This window comes from Deinococcus detaillensis, assembly GCF_007280555.1.
Taxonomy (GTDB): Bacteria; Deinococcota; Deinococci; order Deinococcales; family Deinococcaceae; genus Deinococcus; species Deinococcus detaillensis.
In genome coordinates this window covers 15861-33898 of record NZ_VKDB01000005.1, presented here as the reverse complement: position 1 = coordinate 33898, position 18038 = coordinate 15861, and the positions used below count along the sequence as shown (strand labels likewise).

General features: G+C 62.5%; 17 protein-coding genes. 8 read left to right on the top strand and 9 right to left on the bottom strand.

Annotated elements, in window-relative coordinates; genetic code table 11:
* Nucleotides 1–13 precede the first annotated feature (13 nt).
* The 4 genes from FNU79_RS06870 (at nucleotide 14) to FNU79_RS06855 (ending at nucleotide 3708) form a co-directional block, all read left to right on the top strand.
* Nucleotides 14–2128: a molybdopterin-dependent oxidoreductase gene (locus FNU79_RS06870; RefSeq protein WP_143720147.1), complete on the top strand. Its 2115-nt coding sequence runs from the start codon at nucleotides 14–16 to the stop codon at nucleotides 2126–2128.
* Between the two features lie 66 nt (nucleotides 2129–2194).
* On the top strand, nucleotides 2195–2500 hold the full coding sequence (locus FNU79_RS06865) for an AbrB/MazE/SpoVT family DNA-binding domain-containing protein (RefSeq protein WP_143720146.1): 306 nt from the start codon (nucleotides 2195–2197) through the stop codon (nucleotides 2498–2500).
* Complete coding sequence (locus FNU79_RS06860; protein WP_143720145.1) at nucleotides 2497–2916, top strand: type II toxin-antitoxin system VapC family toxin; 420 nt, start codon at nucleotides 2497–2499, stop codon at nucleotides 2914–2916. Before FNU79_RS06865 ends, FNU79_RS06860 begins: the two co-directional genes overlap by 4 nt.
* A 51-nt stretch (nucleotides 2917–2967) precedes the next feature.
* A complete protein-coding gene (locus tag FNU79_RS06855) occupies nucleotides 2968–3708 on the top strand; it encodes a winged helix-turn-helix domain-containing protein (protein WP_185974632.1) in 741 nt (246 codons plus the stop codon).
* Here FNU79_RS06855 and FNU79_RS06850 read toward each other — a convergent pair.
* Nucleotides 3687–4583, bottom strand: a complete 897-nt coding sequence (locus FNU79_RS06850) for an EamA family transporter (RefSeq protein ID WP_225429924.1) — start codon at nucleotides 4581–4583, stop codon at nucleotides 3687–3689. The two genes, FNU79_RS06855 and FNU79_RS06850, sit on opposite strands and share 22 nt — an antisense overlap.
* 36 nt (nucleotides 4584–4619) lie before the next feature.
* Here FNU79_RS06850 and FNU79_RS06845 point away from each other — a divergent pair, with 36 nt between their 5' ends.
* On the top strand, nucleotides 4620–5507 hold the full coding sequence (locus FNU79_RS06845) for a DMT family transporter (RefSeq protein ID WP_143720144.1): 888 nt from the start codon (nucleotides 4620–4622) through the stop codon (nucleotides 5505–5507).
* A gap of 20 nt (nucleotides 5508–5527) precedes the next feature.
* Here the strand turns inward: FNU79_RS06845 and FNU79_RS06840 are convergent, their stop codons facing one another.
* Nucleotides 5528–5884 (bottom strand): hypothetical protein, encoded by a 357-nt coding sequence (locus FNU79_RS06840; RefSeq protein WP_143720143.1) that lies wholly within the window; start codon nucleotides 5882–5884, stop codon nucleotides 5528–5530.
* A gap of 155 nt (nucleotides 5885–6039) precedes the next feature.
* On the opposite strand from FNU79_RS06840, the gene FNU79_RS06835 reads away from it, so the two are divergent.
* From FNU79_RS06835 to FNU79_RS06825, 3 genes are all read left to right on the top strand, one after another.
* The gene (locus tag FNU79_RS06835) at nucleotides 6040–6633 is read left to right on the top strand and encodes a YdcF family protein (protein WP_143720142.1); all 594 of its coding nucleotides are present in this window, start codon (nucleotides 6040–6042) and stop codon (nucleotides 6631–6633) included.
* 75 nt (nucleotides 6634–6708) lie between these two features.
* Nucleotides 6709–9246 carry an alpha-glucan family phosphorylase gene (gene glgP, locus FNU79_RS06830; RefSeq protein ID WP_143720141.1) on the top strand — a complete coding sequence of 846 codons (2538 nt, stop codon included), beginning with the start codon at nucleotides 6709–6711 and terminating at the stop codon, nucleotides 9244–9246.
* A gap of 114 nt (nucleotides 9247–9360) precedes the next feature.
* Nucleotides 9361–9723 (top strand): hypothetical protein, encoded by a 363-nt coding sequence (locus FNU79_RS06825; RefSeq protein WP_143720140.1) that lies wholly within the window; start codon nucleotides 9361–9363, stop codon nucleotides 9721–9723.
* Nucleotides 9724–9740: 17 nt separating this feature from the next.
* Here the strand turns inward: FNU79_RS06825 and FNU79_RS06820 are convergent, their stop codons facing one another.
* From FNU79_RS06820 to recQ, 7 genes are all read right to left on the bottom strand, one after another.
* On the bottom strand, nucleotides 9741–10880 hold the full coding sequence (locus FNU79_RS06820; protein ID WP_143720139.1) for a hypothetical protein: 1140 nt from the start codon (nucleotides 10878–10880) through the stop codon (nucleotides 9741–9743).
* A 64-nt stretch (nucleotides 10881–10944) separates the two neighbouring features.
* On the bottom strand, nucleotides 10945–11754 hold the full coding sequence (locus tag FNU79_RS06815; RefSeq protein WP_143720138.1) for a TrmH family RNA methyltransferase: 810 nt from the start codon (nucleotides 11752–11754) through the stop codon (nucleotides 10945–10947).
* Nucleotides 11751–12395, bottom strand: coding sequence for a dTMP kinase (gene tmk / locus FNU79_RS06810; protein ID WP_143720137.1), 645 nt, complete (start codon nucleotides 12393–12395; stop codon nucleotides 11751–11753). Before tmk ends, FNU79_RS06815 begins: the two co-directional genes overlap by 4 nt.
* Before the next feature lie 73 nt (nucleotides 12396–12468).
* The gene (locus FNU79_RS06805) at nucleotides 12469–13257 is read right to left on the bottom strand and encodes a Nif3-like dinuclear metal center hexameric protein (protein ID WP_241191288.1); all 789 of its coding nucleotides are present in this window, start codon (nucleotides 13255–13257) and stop codon (nucleotides 12469–12471) included.
* Between the two features lie 56 nt (nucleotides 13258–13313).
* Nucleotides 13314–13685, bottom strand: a complete 372-nt coding sequence (locus tag FNU79_RS06800) for a VOC family protein (RefSeq protein ID WP_143720136.1) — start codon at nucleotides 13683–13685, stop codon at nucleotides 13314–13316.
* A 102-nt stretch (nucleotides 13686–13787) separates the two neighbouring features.
* Nucleotides 13788–15695, bottom strand: coding sequence for a glycosyl hydrolase family 28-related protein (locus tag FNU79_RS06795; RefSeq protein WP_143720135.1), 1908 nt, complete (start codon nucleotides 15693–15695; stop codon nucleotides 13788–13790).
* Between the two features lie 137 nt (nucleotides 15696–15832).
* Nucleotides 15833–18028 (bottom strand): DNA helicase RecQ, encoded by a 2196-nt coding sequence (recQ, locus tag FNU79_RS06790; protein WP_143720134.1) that lies wholly within the window; start codon nucleotides 18026–18028, stop codon nucleotides 15833–15835.
* Nucleotides 18029–18038 lie beyond the last annotated feature (10 nt).

Genomic DNA, 18038 nt, shown 5'->3' with positions numbered 1-18038 from the left:
CTTTGGAGGTTTTATGACCGCGTCCCTCACGCCCACCGACGGTACTTATTTCCGAGCTTGTAACCTCTGCGAAGCCATCTGCGGCCTGCAACTCACCGTCAGAGGCGGCGCAGTGGTGGACGTGCGCGGCGACCCTGGCGACCCGCTGAGTCGCGGCCACATCTGCCCCAAAGGCGCGGTGATTGCCGACATTCATACCGACCCTGACCGCCTCAAGCGCCCACTACGGCGCGATGGCGAGACTTGGACAGAACTCGGCTGGGACGAAGCGCTGGACTATGTGGCCGCCCGTTTGCGCGAGGTGCAGGCCAAGCACGGCCCCGACAGCGTGGCGGTGTATCAGGGCAACCCTAGCGTTCACAACTCCGGTACGCTGCTCTCGGCGGGCGGCTTCGTGCGCTCTCTGGGCAGCCGCAGCCGGTACTCGGCCACCAGCATGGATCAATTGCCGCACCACTTCGCCGCCGCCGAGATGTTCGGCCACCCGCTGCTGCTGCCGATTCCCGACGTGGACCGCACCGATTATTTTCTGATGCTGGGCGCAAATCCGCTGGCCTCCAACGGCAGCATCATGACCGCGCCGGGGATGGCGGGCCGCCTCAAGGCCGTCCGGGCACGCGGCGGCAAGGTGGTGCTGCTCGACCCGCGCCGCACCGAGAGCGCCGCCGCTGCCGACGAGCATCACTTTATCCGGCCCGGCAGCGACGCTCTATTTTTGCTGGCCCTGCTGAACGTGATTTTTGCGGAGGACTTGGCCGAAGTGGGCCGCTTGGCCGAATTCACTGACGGCTTAAACGAACTCAGAGCCGCCGCCGAGCCGTTTACGCCGCAGCGGGTCGCCGCCGCGACGGGCGTGGACGCCGCCACCATCCAGCGCCTTGCCCGCGAGTTCGCCGGAGCCGAGCGCGGCGTGATTTATGGGCGCATCGGCCTGAGCTTGCAGGCGTTTGGCGGGCTGTGCCAGTGGCTGCTCAACGCCCTGAACTTGGTGACGGGTAACCTCGACCGGGAGGGCGGCGCGATGTGGCCGCTTCCGGCCTTTGATCTGCTGGGCCGTGTCAAAAAAGGCCAGAGCTATCACGGGCGCTGGCGCTCACGGGTGCGCGGCCTTCCCGAATTTGACGGCGAGTTTCCGGTGGCAGCCCTGGCCGAGGAGTTTCAGACGCCCGGCGAGGGGCAACTAAAAGCCTTCGTCACCATCGCGGGCAATCCGGTGCTGAGTACCCCCAACGGCGAAGCGCTCGACGAAGCGCTGGCAAATGCCGAATTCATGGTCAGCATTGACCCATACCTGAACGCCACTACTCGCCGCGCCGAGGTGATTTTGCCGCCCGCTGTGGGCTTGGAGACCCAGCACTACGACGTGGTCTTTCACCATTTCGCGGTTCGCAATACAGCCCGCATCAGCGATCCTATTTTCCCGATTGCCGAGGACCAGCGCTTTGATTATCAAATTTTTGAAGGGCTGCGCCAGCGCCTCAGCGGTGAAACGGGCAGCTCACCGGATGAGCGTTTGGAACTTGGCCTCAAGCACGGCCCGCGCCGCACCAGCTTGGCCGAGCTGAGGGCCGCGCCGCACGGCAGAGATTACGGCCCCATGCAGCCCAGCTTGCCGGGCCGTCTACTGACCGCCAACGGGCGGATCAACGCCGCGCCCGCCGTGATGCTGGCCGATTTGCCGCGCCTAGAAAAAGTCCTGAATGCCCAAGTTCCCGAATTGGTGCTGATCGGGCGGCGGCAACTCAGGAGCAACAATTCCTGGATGCACAACGTCCCCCGCTTGATGCGCGGCGCGAACAGATGCACCTTGATGCTCAGCGGCGCGGACGCGGCCCGCCTCGGCATTACAGACGGGCAAAGCGTGGAAGTCCGCTCACGGGTCGGCGCGGTGACGGTGCCCGCCGAAATCACCGACACCTTGATGGCGGGCGTGGTCAGCCTTCCGCACGGCTTCGGTCACGGCAAGGTGGGCGTGCGCTTGGGAGTCGCCGCTGCCCACGCTGGAGCCAGCCTCAACGACCTGACCGACCCTGAATACTTGGACGAACTCACCGGCAACACGGCGGCGAGTGGGGTTGCGGTGACAGTGAAACCGACTGGCGCAGTGGGGGAGAGCGCGGCAGACTGAGTTTTAGGTGTCCCTCTTTTTCCTTACTATGCTACACTAAAAAGTAAGGAATCTAGGGAGCCTGAGATGAAAAGTACCGTCACGAGCAAAGGACAAACCACCATTCCCAAGTTCATACGCGAGCAACTGCGCTTACGTATCGGCAGCGAAATTGATTGGCAGTTGGAAGGCGGCACCTTAACAGTGCGTTTGGCTGAGCCATCGAACCTGACCAACCCATACCATCGCTTCCTTGGCGCGTTCCGATTGCCCGAAGGACAAACCACAGCTGACGTCTTGTGCGAACTGCGCGGAGAGCCAGAGATTTACGCACAGCAGGGTGAGGGCGCAAATATCATGACGGTGGAAGAGGTTTTGGCTGAGCAAGCTTGATCATCGCGCTTGATACCAACATTTTGGTTGATTTGTGGGCCGCCACGCCGCAAGGTCAGCTCAACAGCTCGGCGCTCAGCAGGCTGGCAGCCAGCGGGCATGGCTTCGTGGTTTGCGGCGTGGTTTATGCCGAACTCCACGCCGTTCCCACTATCACCAAAGTGGCGCTTGACCAAGCCCTTTTGCAAATGCTCATCAGTGTTGATTCCAGCAGCACGCTCAAAATGTGGGAAGAAACCGGGCGGGTTCACGCTTTGATTTGCCAGCGCCGCCGCTCGGCTGGGGCCGTGAGTAACCGCAGACCCTTGGCCGATCATTTGATTGGTGCCCATGCACTTTGCCGCACGGACGCTTTGCTGACCCATAATGCCCGCGATTTCAGTGATTTTACGACGCTTAACATAATCTGCATTTGACTTTCAGCCTGCCTACTCGCCAACTGAAAGCCGAACATTCAGACTTTGGAGATGATCCAAATTCAACTGGGTAGCTTGCAAATTACTGACCTCGCCGCCGCCCGTGCCCTCAGGCAAGACAGCAAATTTCTGGCACACTTTATCGTGCCGCTTTCGCCCAGCGACGTGGCCCCACGCCTCGGCATGGCGGCCAATCTCGCCCACCACCACGCCCGCAAATTGGTGGATGTAGGCCTGCTGTTCGAGCAAAGCCGTGAAGGTGGAAAAGTGCTGTATCAACTCGCCGCCCGTGAATTCCGCGTTTCTTCCAATCTGCTGCCTCCCGAAGACGAAGCGGGCAACGGCAGCGCCACTATGCGTGGACTGTCCGCCGGATTTTTGCAAGCCTACGAGCGTTCTTGGCGCAACATGAACGAAGGTCAGGAAGATGTCTACGGCTTCGGCACCACCGAGTGGCCCGCTCACCTTGATCAGCTCCCATACCCGGTTTCGGACGAACCTTATCCGACCCACTCCGACACACTCCGACACACTCACCCTGCGCCTGACGCCGGAGCGCTTTCAACAACTGGCCCGCGCCCTCAGCGCCTTACTAGACGAAGCCCAGGCCGGGGGCGTGCGCGAGGAGGGTGCAGCCTGTACGCTAGCGGTGCTGGCCTTCCAAGCAGAGCCGTCTCAGCCCGAGCAGCTCAGCCGCAACCAAGACAGCTTTTTGGGGTGGCCCCCGGTGAAAGCTCGGCGGTCTTGATGTGCCATGACGCTGAGGGGCTCTACACCAGCAATTCTTCTTGATGCTTGTCCGGTGTGCGCTTGCTTTGCCAGGTCGCTCCAACACTCGCGCCGATCACGCAGACAATCGCCAGCCACTGCGTCAAGCTGAGGGATTCGTGCAAGATCAGCCACCCCAGCAGCGCGGCGGCGGCAGGTTCCAGGCTCATCATGATGGAAAAAAGCTGGCGCGGCAGTTGCCGCAGCGCGATCATTTCTAAGCTGTACGGCAACGCGCTCGACAAAATCGCCACGCCGAGGCCGAACAGCAGCAGGTGAGGCGTGATCTGCGAAGGCGAAAACCCCAGCGGCGCAGCGCAGAGCATCACCGTGATGGCGGCGCAAATCATGCCGACGCTGACGCCCTGCGTGCCGCTAAAATGGTGGGCCATCCTTGCGCCGATGATGATGTACCCGCCCCACAGCGCTCCGGCAACGGCGGCCAGCGCCACACCGATGGGCGAAATCGGTGTGTTTCCACCCAGCGGCGAAATCAGCACGATGCCCAGCAGCGCCAGCCCTGCCCAAATCAGATCGGCGGCCCGCCGACTGGTCGCCACCGCCACCGCCAGCGGCCCCAAAAACTCCAGCGTGACTGCCAAGCCCAGCGGAATGTAGCGAATAGCGTAGTAAAAGCTCAGGTTCATCAGGCCCAGTGTCGCGCCGTAAATGGCGGCGGCTCGCCACTGCCGTAGCGTCAGGCTCAGCAGATTGGGCCGGAAAATCGCCAGCAAAATGATGGCGCTCAGGCCCACCCGCATGACCGTTACCCCGGCTGGCCCCAGCACCGGAAACAAGCTCTTGGCGATTGCCGCGCCGCCCTGAATGCTGAGCATACTCAGCATCAAGGCGGGAATAGGCGGCAGACGCAGGCGGGGGAGAGGCAGCAGACGGCTCATGGGGCAGAGTCTAGCGCCCACATGCCAAAATGCTTCATGCCGCCGACCCCCGCCGCCGCTTCCGCTTCCAACACCCAAGCGTCGGGTTGGTGGTGGGCTGGACTGGGCATGTTGTGTTTCAGCTTTACCTTGCCCGCCACTCGCCTCGCCGTGCCGGAGTTTGGCAGTTACCTGATCGGCTTTGGCCGCTCGGCGCTGGCTGGGGTGCTGGCCTTGGGACTGCTCTTGCTGCTCAAAGAAAAGCGGCCAGAGCGCCGTCACTGGCTGGGGCTGGGCGTCGTGGCGCTGGGTACGGTCTTCGGTTTTTCGGTGTTCAGTGCGCTGGCGCTGCGGAGCGTGCCTTCCTCGCACGGCGCGGTGGTGGTGGGCCTGCTGCCTGCGGCCACTGCCATTGCTGCCGTGCTGCTGACCCGGGAACGGCCCCGAGCCGCATTCTGGGTGGTGTGCGCCCTCGGTGTGGTGGCGGTGCTGGTCTTTGCGGTGGTGCAGGGCGCTGGGCAGGTCGCGGCTGGCGACATCTATCTGCTCCTGGCCGTCATCTTCGCGGCGGCGGGCTACGCCGAGGGCGGACGGCTGGCCCGCGAGATGGGCGGCTGGCGGGTGGTGAGCTGGGCGCTGGCCTTCTCGCTGCCGATCACTTTAATAGCCACTTGGCTTTCACCCTGGCCTGCGCAGATGCCTTCTGTAACAGCTTGGGCAGCGTTCGGCTACGTTTCGGTGTTCAGCGTCTTTCTGGGTTTTTTCGCTTGGTACAAGGGGCTGGCGCTCGGCGGCGTCGCCCGCGCCGGACAAGTCCAACTGCTTCAGCCCGTCCTGACGGTGGCGTGGTCGGCGCTGCTGCTTGGTGAGCACATCGGCTGGCCGACGGTGGTGGCGGCGCTGTTGGTGGTGGGCATTGCGCTGCTCAGCCGCCTGACGCGCTGAACGTCAGCTCTAAACCTGCTTTACGGGTGGATGGACGAATGCCAGAGAAGGTAAGTCATCAGCAGCAGAGCGCTCAGCGACAGGACAAGGTGAACCAGACGGTAGTTGAGAGATCGGGGGAGAACCGCAGCTTGCTTCGGCCTGCGCCACACTAAGCTGCCCTGCCTCGCTTCATAAGCGGGAACGGGCAAATCGCGGCGGTAACAAGGCGAAGTTGCCCAAACATTCGGCGGCGGCTCCACTTGCCTGTCCCACGAAGTCAAAGCTGGTCTGGGGAAATCCAGCGCTGCCACACGCTGAAGGAGTTGTACGCCGTTGAGAGGCCCAGCCAGTGCAAAGCGCTTGGTGTCGGAAACTTGCAGAGGAGTACTCTTCATACCTTTTCTTGACGGTAACGCACTGAAGTGTGCGGCAAGATGAAGCCATTGCGAGACGGGGGCGGTTACTGGCCCGGTCTCCGCGCCGAAGCGGTTGAACGGCCAACGGGAAGTCAGGTCGCCGCCCCGCGCCCAAACCCACTACAGTAACCTCCGTGAAACGCTCCCTGTCTTTTTGGCTGCTCGGCACGCTGCTGGGCGGTTTTCTCGTAGCGGCGCTGCGCTGGCTCTCGCCGCTCCCGCCGCCGCCGAGTCCGGCTTTGCCCGCGCCGACTTTGCTGGTACTGGGCGCTTCTCAGGTGGCAGGTTTGCCGTCTCCCGCGTTTCGGCGGCGGTTAGACCAAGCGTTTAAGCTCTACCAGCAGGGCAGCGTCACGCGCATCATCGTGTCCGGCGGCGTGGGTGAAGGTGATTTGTTTAGCGAGGGAGAAATCGGCGTGCGTTACCTCCGTTCTCAGGGCGTGCCGGTTGGCATTTTGCGGGCCGAGGAACAGAGCCGCACCACTTACCAGAACCTCCGCAACAGCCGCCCGCTTATTGCTGGGCGCGTCACCTTGGTCACGGACAGCGTTCACGCCCGCCGCGCCCTGTCGCTGGCACTGGCTGAGGGGCTGAGCGCCGATGTAAGCAGTGTCAGCTTCAAGGCGGCCCCGCGTTATCTGCTGCGCGAAACAGCGGCGCTGCTGATGTGGCGGCTGTTTGGGTATACGGGTGGCCGCCCGGCTCCTCGCGCCCACCCCAGAACATAAAGTGGGCCTTCCTGCGCTAGATGAGCTGACCTCTGGCCAACAGGAATGGTGGAGCGGTCGTGTAAACTGAGCGCCATGAATGTGATTGGCAAAGTGACTGTCCTGCCGCGCCTGCCCAAAGCCCTGGCACGCTTAGAAGAACTCGCTTACAACTTGTACTGGTCTTGGACGCCCAAAGCCCAAGCGCTTTACCAAACGCTTGATCCTGTCAACTGGGAGCGCTTCCAACACAACCCTGTCCAGACGCTGTTGGAGACGCCTTCGGCCCGCTTGGAGTCGCTGGCTGCCGATCCCGATTATCTGGGCAATTACCACGACGTTCTGGCTGACTTTGATGCCTATATGAACAAGGGCGCTTGGGGCAAAGGTGAGGTGTGGGCCGCCACCAATGCCGCCGAGTTGCCGCCCGTCGCTTATTTCAGCATGGAGTACGGCTTCCACGAATCGCTGCCGATTTATTCCGGCGGCCTCGGCGTGCTGGCGGGCGATCACTGCAAAAGCGCGTCCGACTTGGGTCTACCCTTCACGGCAGTCGGGATGCTGTTTCATCAGGGCTACTTCCGCCAACTGTTCAACAAAGACGGCTGGCAAGAAGAAGCCTACGACGAACTCAACTTGACCACCTTGCCGATTCGCCCGGCGCTGACCAAGTCCGGCGAGGTCGCCAAAGTCAGTGTGCGGGTGGCGGGCCGCGACGTCGTGATGCAGGTCTGGAGCCTACTCATTGGCCGCATTCAGGTGCTGCTGCTCGACGCCAACGTGCCGGAAAACAGCGAAGACGACCGCAAGATGACGGCCCGCCTCTACGGCGGCAACCAAGAACTCCGCATCCAGCAGTACGTGCTTTTGGGTGTCGGCGGCATCCGCGCCCTACGTGCTTTAGATGTTCCGGCCAGCGTCTACCACATGAACGAAGGCCACGCCGCGCTGATGGGTTTAGAGCGGATGCGCGAGTACGTCGCGCAGGGCCTGGATTTCCGCACCGCTTTGGAGGCTACCGCCAGCAGCACGCTGTTTACCACCCACACGCCGGTCGCGGCAGGCAACGACGCCTTCGCGTACGAGATGATGGACAGGTACATCGGTGAGTGGCCCGCACAACTGGCCACCAGCCGCAGCGAACTGTACGACCTTGCCGAACATGCCCAGAACTGGGACGGCCACCTGGTGCCGACTTTTTCGATGACGGTCTTTGCCTTGCGGATGTCGCGGATGGCCAACGGCGTCTCGGAACTGCACGGCGAGGTCAGCCGGGGCATGTGGAATTTCCTCTACGAAGGCGCGGACGAAGAAGAAGTGCCGATCGGTCACGTCACCAACGGCGCACACAATTTGACCTTCCTGGCTCAGCAGTTCCGCGACCTCTACTCCACCGTGTTGCCCGGCAACTGGATAGAGCGCCTCGAAGACAAGCAGATGTGGGACGATATCAACACCATCCCCGACGCGCAGCTTTCAGCCACCCAGCACGAACTCAAAGAAGAAATGATCGCATTCGTGCGTGTCCGGCTCCAAGAGCAGCTTCGCCGCACGGGAGCGCCCGCCGCCGACGTCGCCGCCGCTGGTGAAACCCTGAGCGCCGACGCCCTGACCATCGGCTTTGCGCGGCGCTTTGCCACCTACAAACGGGCCACGCTGCTGTTCCGTGACCGCGAGCGCCTCAGCAAAATCGTCAACAACCCTGAGCGCCCGGTGCAGTTTATTTTCGCGGGTAAGGCCCACCCCGCCGACAACCCCGGCAAGGCCTTTATTCAGGAAATCTACAAGCTCTCGCGTGATCCCGAATTTGCCGGAAAAATCATCATCGTGGAAAACTACGACATGAACGTGGCCCGCCACCTCGTGCAGGGTGTGGACATCTGGCTCAACAATCCGCGCCGCCCGCTGGAGGCGTCCGGCACTTCTGGCATGAAGGCCAGCTTCAACGGTGCGCCCAACTTCAGCATTCTCGACGGCTGGTGGCGCGAGGGCTACGACAACACCAACGGCTGGCCGATTGGCGAGGAGCGCGAGTACACCGACCTCAACATTCAGGACGACGCCGACAGCTTCAGCATGTACGAAACGCTGGAAAATACCATCGTGCCGCTGTACTACGGCAAAGATGCACAGGGCCAGAATCACGGCTGGCTCAAAACCGTGCGCCGCGCCATCATCACGGTCAATCCTGAGTTTGCCATGCAGCGCCAGGTCATCGACTATGTGCAGCAATTTTACTTGCCGCTGTCTCAGCGTGCGGCCAAAGTGGACGCCAACAACTTCGAGAAGGCCCGCACGCTGGGCGGCTGGAAAAGCTGGGTGCGTCAGCAGTGGCAACACGTCCAGATTCACGCCACCGCGCAGCTTCCCGCCACCGTGCAGCCCGGTGAGGAAGTCAAGGTCAGCGCCCAAGTCACTCCGGCGGGTATTCAGGAAAGCGAGCTACGGGTCGAAGCCGTTCTCAAGCACGGCGAAGACACCCTGCACGTGCCGATGAAGGCGACGGGCGGCGGCAATTACGAAGTCAGTATTCCCCTCACCGACAGCGGCCTCTACAGCGTCGGCGTGCGGGCCATGCCTTACTCGGCGGACTTGAGCAACCCGATTGAGCTGGGACTGATCAAGTGGGCCTGAGCGGGTAGTGAAGCAGTCAAGCTAAAAAGAAAAGGCGGCTTTCGGGTCGCTTTTTTTGATGATTAGGAATTGTTATTTTGGATGAATCAATCTGGCTTTTGTATAGTTAATAGCATGATCTGCTCTTCGCTTCCTCTCAATGAGGTACAAACGGTAAGGTTTTTATTCAAGAGTGGACACTTCTCAAGTAGGGGGCGTATAGATCAATACACCAAGGTACTCTCACTTATCGGGCCAATCGGGCCAATCGGGCCAATAGTGGAATTTGAGGATTATCAAGCATACCGAGAGAAAACCATAGATTCTCTGACCTTAAAGGAAGTTCTGGAAGCAATCACTCAAGCGAAAAGACTCTATCCCAGATTCACTGAGGATATAGAGGTATTGGCAATTGAGTATGTTGATTTTCACCCCGCAGACCGCCAGATCGTTTGTGAAGCATTGGAGAGCTGCGGCTTAGAGGCGCTTGATGAATGATCAGGCTTTCCCTGGCCTTACTCTGCATTCCCCGTCAGCGCGTACAGCAGCTTCAGCGCCTCGCTTAAGCGGTGTGCCTGCACGCGGGCGGCGAGGCGAGCTTGCTCGGCGTCAAAAGAATGGCGGGCCAATGTCAGAGCGTCCGCCCCCGAGCGGCTGAGTTGGGCGTGGCCTAGCTGGGCGTCGTGGAAACGGTTCATCAGTTGCTGAAAGGCGGCTTGGTGGGCGCGGGCGGCTCCCAAAGTGTTTTCAGTCTGGGCGGTGGCCTCGCGCTCGGCTTGAACGAGGGCGGCGCGGGCGTTTTGTACCCTGCCGTCATTGACGCCCCCAGCTTGCCACTCGGCGTAATTGAGTTGGTGGCGGGCCCGCAGCACGTTGGGGTGCATCGGCACCGCCAGCGCAAAGCGTGAGGAATCCAAATTGATGGTGGGGGCCTTGGGGTCTTCTGCGGCCACCGTTTCGTCAATCAGCGGCGCGAAGGCGTCCAAAAAGGCGTCGGTCTGCGAGAGCATCAGTTTGTTGTGGGCCATCTGCGGCCCGACTTTGCGCCCTGCTCTGGCTTCGCCCTCGACTTCTTCGACCGTCAGGCGCAGCACTTCGCGCTGAGAGCGGGCGCTGCGAACCTGGTCGGCCACCTCGACGCGGGCGTGATCGGCCCGCAAATTGCTGAGCAGTTCTTCGGTTTCCCAGCGCCGCACCTCGGCTTGGGTGGCCTGCACGTCCCATTCAGCGGCGCGTTCCAAGTTCTTGAGGTCAGGATTGGCCCGAATGCCCTCCAAACTCCGAACCGCGATTTCGGCGTGGGCGCGGGCCAGCAGCAGCGGCAAATCGTGGGCACGCCGGCCCCAGCGTACTGGCCCCGGCGCGGGCGCGATGGTGCCGGTGCTGGCCGGAGCAGGGCTGGGCGTCAATTCGGCAAACGAAGCCAGCGCTGTGGTCGCGCCTTCCAGCCAGCGGTCGGCGCGGGCGTCGCCCATGGTATTGCGGAAGCTGGTGTACACGTCTTGCAACACCGCCACCACGTCCCGCGATCCCAGCGGACGCATGGCAGGCCAGCCCCGGCGCACGATGGAGCTTTCAATCGTCTGCTCGGCCTCACGCACGCCGACTTCGGCGGCCAGTTGCAGCCTGAGCCATTCACGGTAAGAGTCGGTCATGGTCGGGCCTTATGGATCAGGCGAGGAGAGAGAAAAAAACGAGAGAAAGTCAGCATTGGTGCGGTTATTCTAGCGGCTGGCGGCCCGCCCGTTGACGCAAAGCCTCATACAGCACCAACGCCCCCGCGGTGGCTACATTCAGGCTGTCAGCCTGACCCAGCATCGGGATAGAGAGGTGAAGGTCGGCGGCTTCTTGCCAGAATGCGCTGAGTCCGGTGTGTTCGGTGCCCAGCAGCAGCGCCACCCGGCCTGAAAGCGGCGCGTCCCAGTAGGTCTGGGCGGCGTGTGGGGTGCAGGCCAGCAAGGTAAAGCCGTGCTCCCGCAGCCAACTCAGCGCGTCTGCCTGACTCAGCGCGGCAGTGGGCTGAGTAAACACGCTCCCCTGAGAAGCGCGGATCAAATTGGGGTTGCCCAAGTCTAGGCCGTCGCCGACCAGCAAGGTGGCGTGCGCTCCCGCGCCGTCGGCGGTTCGCAGCAGCGCACCGACGTTGCCGGGTTTCTCCAAGCCGTCCAAGACCAGCACGGCGGCGCTCCCAAGCGGTTCGGGCAGAGGGCGCGGCTCGCTGCGGGCCACCGCCAACACCCCATCGGGGCCTTCTCGTCCACTGACTTTTTCAAACGCGGCCCGGCTGAGTTCTGTGGCGGGTTCGCTGACCGGCAAGCTGGCCCAAGGCAAATCGCGGGCTTCGGGGCTGTGGAGTTCGGGGCAGGTAAAAACCTGTTCGAGCAGTACACCTGCTTGAAGGGCGCGGCTGAGTTCGCGTGCGCCCTCGATCAGAAAAACGCCTTCTCTGAGCCGTTCGCGCCGATCTCGCAGCCGCACGAGGCGCTTGAGCTGGGGATTTTGCAAGGAAGCAATCGGCGCTGGCTTCACAGCTCGGCGCTTTTGCCCATCGCCAGCAAGGTGGCTTTGACGGCTTGCCAAATCTGCTGCTCCAAGATGTCGGCACTCTGGGCGGCGTCCAGCACCAAAAAGCGCTCCGGCGCGTTGGCGGCGATATTCAAAAAGCCCTGCCTGACCCGCATGTGGAAGGCCAAGTCGGCACGCTCCAAGCGGTCAGGCTGCCCCCGCGCCGCCGCCCGCCCAAGGCCCACCGCCGGATCGAGGTCGAGCAGCACAGTGATGTGAGGCAGCAGTCCTCCGGTGACTTCCCAAGTCACGTCTCCGACCAAGCGGGGATCCAAGCCGCGCCCCGCGCCCTGATAAGCGGCGCTGCTGTCAGCGTAGCGGTCGCAGATCACCACCTCGCCGAGTTGTAAACAGGGCCGAATCACGTCCTGCACCAGTTGGGCGCGACTGGCGCTGTAAAGCAGAAATTCGGAGAGCGGATTGACGTCCAGGTCGGGGTCGAGCAGCACGATCTCGCGGATGCGGCTGCCCAGCGGCGTGCCGCCCGGTTCGCGGGTAAGCGTGTGGCTGACCCCCGCCGCTTCCAATCGGGCCGCTAGGCGGGTGATCTGGGTGGATTTGCCGGAGCCTTCGGGGCCTTCAAAGGAGATGAAAAGGCCGGTCATTTTTCCTCTGCGGAGGGAGGGAGGGAGTTGAGTTCCGCTTCTAAAACGTCAACCGCCAGCTGTTTTGCCACTCTCAAAGCCCCGTCGGAAGGTGCAAGAACTGCCACGGAATTCCGAATTCGTCTTCAATTTTGGCAGCCAGCGCCCGCACCCCGAAGACTTCGGTTTCGTAGTGTCCGGCATAGAGCACGTTCACGCCGTACTCGAAGCCGTCGTGGAAGTATTTGTGTTCGGGTTCGCCGGTCAGTACGGTGTCTAAGCCCATTGCGGCGGCCTCGGCAATACTTCCAGCTCCGCTGCCGCTGAGAATGCCCAGCCGCTCCACGTTGGGCGAGCCGCCGCCGTGAACGAGGCAGATTTCGCCGGTCAGCTTTTGCACCCGGTCAGCGAAGTCTTGCAGGGTCTGGGTAAACGGCAAGTCGCCGGCCAGCCCGATTTTGCCGCCGGCCCACTCGCCGAACGGCTCCAAATTTTGCACGCTCAGGGCGCTCGCGATCATGGCGTTGTTGCCGACTTCGGGGTGGGCGTCCAGCGGAATATGCGCGGCGTAGAGATTGAGGCCTGCACTCAGGGCAATCTGGAGGCGGCGGGCGTGCGGGCCGGTCACGGCAAGCGGCTGGCCCCAAAATAGGCCGTGATGCACCAGCAGGAGGTCGGCTCCGCTGTCGGCAGCGTCTTGCAGGCTGCGGGCGCTGGTGTCCACGCTGGCGGCAATCCGGCGAATCATGGGCGCACCTTCAATTTGCAGGCCGTTTAAGCTGGGGTCTTTGAAAGCGCTGATCTGGAGGTAATCGCCCAGCCAGGCCACCAATTCGTCGCGGCTGATCTCGCGGGGTTTGTTGGGTTGTTCGGATAAAGTCATGCCGAGCATTCTAAAGCGCTCGGCTCAGCTGCTTTGTCGGTTGGGTGGCTCTGCGCTCAGGTGGGCCGCTCCACCACTTCCAAGCGGTTGCCCCAAGGATCGGCCAAAAAGACCCGCCGCAGCGGAGCCAGTTCAGTGTCGGTCTGAACCGAAACACCGAACGTCGCCGCCCGCCGCGTGAAGGCGTCCAAGTCGGCACAGCGCAGCGCGGGGTGGCCTTTTTCCCGCGCCACAAAGTCCTTTGTCACGCCGATATGCAGTTGGCGTCCGTCGGACAAGGCGAACCAGACGCCGCCGCGTGCGGCCAATACGGGGGGCTTTTGCAGTTCCGGCAAGCCCAGAAATCCGCCGAAAAAAGTGCGGGCAGCGTCCTCGCAGCCAGCCGGTGCTTCAATCTGGATGTGGTCGAGGCCAGTGATAAGCGTCATGGCCTGAGGATAAGTCTCGGATTTGGGGTGTTCCCACCGCAGTCACCAAAAAGCGCGGCCCGCCATTCATCTGGGGCGGGCCACGCTTTTTTCAGAACAGGTTCAGGGGAAGTTGATGACCATGCTGGGGGTTCCGGCAGGCTTGCCGGTGGCGGCGTCGCCGGTCACAGGGTCGCCCATCTGGTTGACCACGTGGTCGATGATGCCCATGCCTTTGTTGAGCTGCACCGTCAGGAGGCTGTGGAGCTTGACGCCGGCACTGAGCGGCACACTGAAGGCGGTGCTGGCGTGAACGCTGGGATCGACATTCATGAAAATGTAGCTGCCCATGCCCCAGCCCTCGTGGTTTTGCACCGAGTCGGCCACTTTGTAGGCGGCGTAGCCCAGCGCGGGGCCATTTTTCCAGGCGGCCTGATTGGGCGGGTCATACGGCATTTCGTTTTGGAAGAAAATGGTCTTGCCGCGCTCACCGTTCCAGAGGACTTCTTCTTTCTGGAAATGCTCGACAAATAAGCCGGTGGCGGTGACATCGTTGCCGTTGACGATCACGCCGTGGTCGGCGGTGTTGCTGTCCCAGCCCACGCCCGTACCGTGATCGGCCCGCCAGACCCACAGGTGATCGAGCAGCGTACCTGAGCGGTTGACTTCTAGGCTGTTGCTGGCCTTGCCGAGGTGCGGCCCGCCGATGCGGAAAAACACATCGTGCAGCGCCACCGGATTGGTGAGCGAGCCGCCCGCACTGGTGGTGCCGATTTTGAGCAGCGTGGGGGAGTTCACAGCTCCGGCGTCAAAGGTCAGTCCGGCGATGTCCACGCCGTCCACGTCAGCGACCCTCATCGGCACGGCTCCGTTCTGGGTCGTCAGGGTGGCGAGGCCCAGTCCCAGCACGACGGTATTGGCCTTGGTGATTTGAATGCTCTGGCTGACGGTATAGATGCCCGGTGTAAACAGCACATTGCGCCCGCCCGACAGCGCCGCGTTGATGGCCACTGCGCTGTCGGTGGGCCGGGCGATGAAGAAGGAAGTCAGCGGCAGGCTGCGCCCATCACTTTCCGCGCCGCTGCCCCAGCTCACGCCACTGGTGTTTTGCCGGGTGGCCGGCACGTACACCTGATAAGCGCCGCTGCTGTCCAGGTACAAGTACGGCTTTTCGCGCGAGACGGGCGTGGTGGGCAGCGTGGTGTAGGTGCCCAGCGTTTTGCCGTCGCTGGAAAGCGTGCCGAAATTGGTGGCGGGCGCTCCTGTGACGCCGGAAAACACCTGATTCCAAACGCCGTTCGACCAGCCGGGAACTTCGCTGTTGCGGACATAGAACTGCTGCTGTGAGCCGTTGACCACCGCGTCGGTTCCGCTGAATCTGGAATCGGCAATAAAGCCGCCGCTGGCGTACTGCGGGCCAGCCGAGCAGTAATCCATGAGGCTGAATTTGCCCACCACATTCATGCGCCGCAGCGGAGCCGCCTGCGAGACTGCCCAGAAATTGGTGGCCGCCTGACAGCCTTCGCCGCCCGCCACCTTGATGGTCATGTTGGACGCTGAGCGCCAGAAGTTGTCTAAAGCGATGCAGTTGCTGGGTTTGCCGTCAGTGCCGGTCCCTAGGCAGCGGTTGTAGACGTTGACGTGGCCGTTGATGACCACGTCATTCGGCGTGCGGCCCAGGCCCACGACCTCGGTGTAGTAGCCGACATCGATCAGCAGCGGCTTGTCGGGCGTGCCGTAAGTGCCGGGCTTGAAGAACAGGGCGTAGCGGCCACTGCCAAACTCGGCGTTGAGCTGCTGGGCCTTGACAGCGTCCACCGCTGCCTGAATATCGGCGGTGGACATGCTGGGATCAAAGACCTTGACGTTCTCGCCCAGTTCGCGGTTTTCCGGTTTGGGGTTGGTGCCGGGGCCGGGCTGGGCACAAGCTCCCAGCGCGAGCGCCAGACCTATAAAGAGCGCCTTGGCGGGCCGTGCAGTTCTCCGCCCAGATTCGAAAGAAACGCCGCTTGATGTCCGCCGTCCATTCATGTATTCCCCCCTGCCAACTTCCGGTACACCGAAACGGCAAGCCCACCAAAAAGCAGTGGTCAGCCGCGCTGGGACGTTGGGTTGACTTTGTTCCTCAGGTATCCTAACGGCTCAGCGGGAAAAGTCCAGTGCGGCGCTCAACCGTCCACTGAACCCAAAATCGCCGCCACGATCTGCTCGCCGTAAGCGTCGATGCGCTTCTCGCCCATGCCTGCTAGGCCGTGAAGTTCGGCCACGCTGCGCGGCTGGCGCTCGGCCAAAACGTCCAGCGTGGCGTTTGGGAAAATCAAAAAGGCGCTGATGTCACGCTCCTTTGCCAGTGTACGCCGCAGTTCGCGCAGCCGCTCGGCCACGCCTGAGTCGGGAGTAGTGCTGGCCACCGTCTGCGAGAACAAGCGGCCCGCAGGCAGGGCGGCGCTCGGCCCAGTTTCACCGTCTGGCTTGCGGTTCAAAATACTCAGCAAGGTATTGTTCTGCTTTGCACCCAGTTCTTCAGCGGGCGCAACATCGCTGCGCAGCACCTCCAAGAACGCCTCGCCGTACTGCGTCAGTTTGCGGGTGCCGACACCGCCGATGGTGCCCAGCACCGCCAGTGAAGTCGGGCGGCGCTCGGCCATTTCCCTGAGGGTGGCGTCGTGAAAAATTACGTAGGGCGGCACCTCACCTTCGCGGGAGAGCTTGAGACGCAGGGCACGCAGCGCTTCAAATAGGCTGCCGGCTCCAGCACTCACGGGCGCGGAGTTGCGGCGATCCTTCTTTGCTTTGCTGGGTGTGGTCAGCATTTCTTCGCGCAGCCACAAGGTCTGATCGCCTTTCAGCAGGGGCCGCGACTTGCCCGAGGCGATTAGTGAGCCATGGCCGGCGGCGTCGGTGGTGAGGTAGCCCAGCGCCACCAGTTGCCGGATGATGTTGCGCCAGGCCCGCTCCGGCAGCGCTTTGCCGACGCCGAAAGTGGGCAACTGGTGGTGGCCCAGCCCGCTGACCCGCTCGGTGAGGTTGCCCAGCAGCACGTCGGTCAGGTGCGCCGCGCCGAAGCGGTTGCCGGTGCGGATCGCCGCCGACAGCGCCATCTGCGCGGGCCTGGTCGCGTCAAAGGTCTGCGGCGGGTTCAGGCAGGTGTCGCAGTTGCCGCACGGCTCGGCCAAGTCTTCGCCAAAGTAGGTCAGCAGCACCTGACGGCGGCACGTTGCGGTTTCGCAGTAGGCCAAGAGCGCGTCGAGTTTGCTGGCTTCCACCCGCTTGATGTGCTCCGGCGCGTCGCTTTGGGCCAGCATCCGGCGCACGTTGACCACGTCCGCCAGGCCGTAGGTCATCCAAGCGGTGCTGGGCAGGCCGTCGCGTCCGGCGCGTCCGGTTTCCTGGTAGTAGCCTTCCATGCTTTTGGGCAAATCGAGGTGCGCCACGAACCGCACATTGGATTTGTCGATGCCCATCCCGAAGGCGACGGTAGCGACCACGATCAGGCCTTCTTCTTGCAGGAACCTTTCCTGAGCCGAGTTGCGCTCACGCGGCGCGAGTCCGGCGTGGTACGGCAAGGCTTCTACCCCCTGCTTACCCAGCCACTCGGCGGTTTCTTCCACACTTTTGCGCGATAAGCAGTAGACGATGCCTGCTTCCTTGGGGTGTTCGGCCTGAATGAAGGCCAGCAACTCGGACTTGGGGCCAGCCTTGCCCACTCCTTTTTGCTGAATGCGGTACTGGATATTGGGCCGGTCGAAGCTGCTGACAAACAGGTGGGCACCTTGCAGGCCCAGCACCTGAATGATATCGGCGCGGGTGCGCTCGTCGGCGGTGGCAGTCAGAGCCAGACGCGGCAGGGCCGGGAAGCGCTCTTGCAGCACGCCCAGCCCCTGATATTCAGGCCGGAAATCGTGGCCCCACTGACTGACACAGTGCGCCTCGTCAACGGCAAAGAGAGCGACTTCGGCCTGTTCGAGCAGTTCCAGCATGCGCGGCATCAGCAGGCGCTCCGGCGCGACATACAGCAGGTCAAGCTCACCGGCTATCAGCGCCGCTTCGACTTCACGCACCCCTTGTAAACTCAGGCTGCTGTTGAGGTAAGCGGCCCGCACTCCGTTTTGGCGCAGAGCGTCCACCTGGTCTTTCATCAGAGCGATCAGCGGGCTGACCACCACGCCCACCCCGCGCCGCAGCAAGCTCGGCACCTGATAGCACAAGCTCTTGCCGCCGCCGGTGGGCATCAGCACCAGCGCGTTTTCGCCGTTTGTCACCGCCCGCACAATGTCGGCCTGCACGCCCCGGAACTGATCGTAGCCCCACACCGATTTGAGAAGGCTCAGGGCTGGGGCGTCGGTGGGTTGGGCGGCGGTCATGGCCCGATGA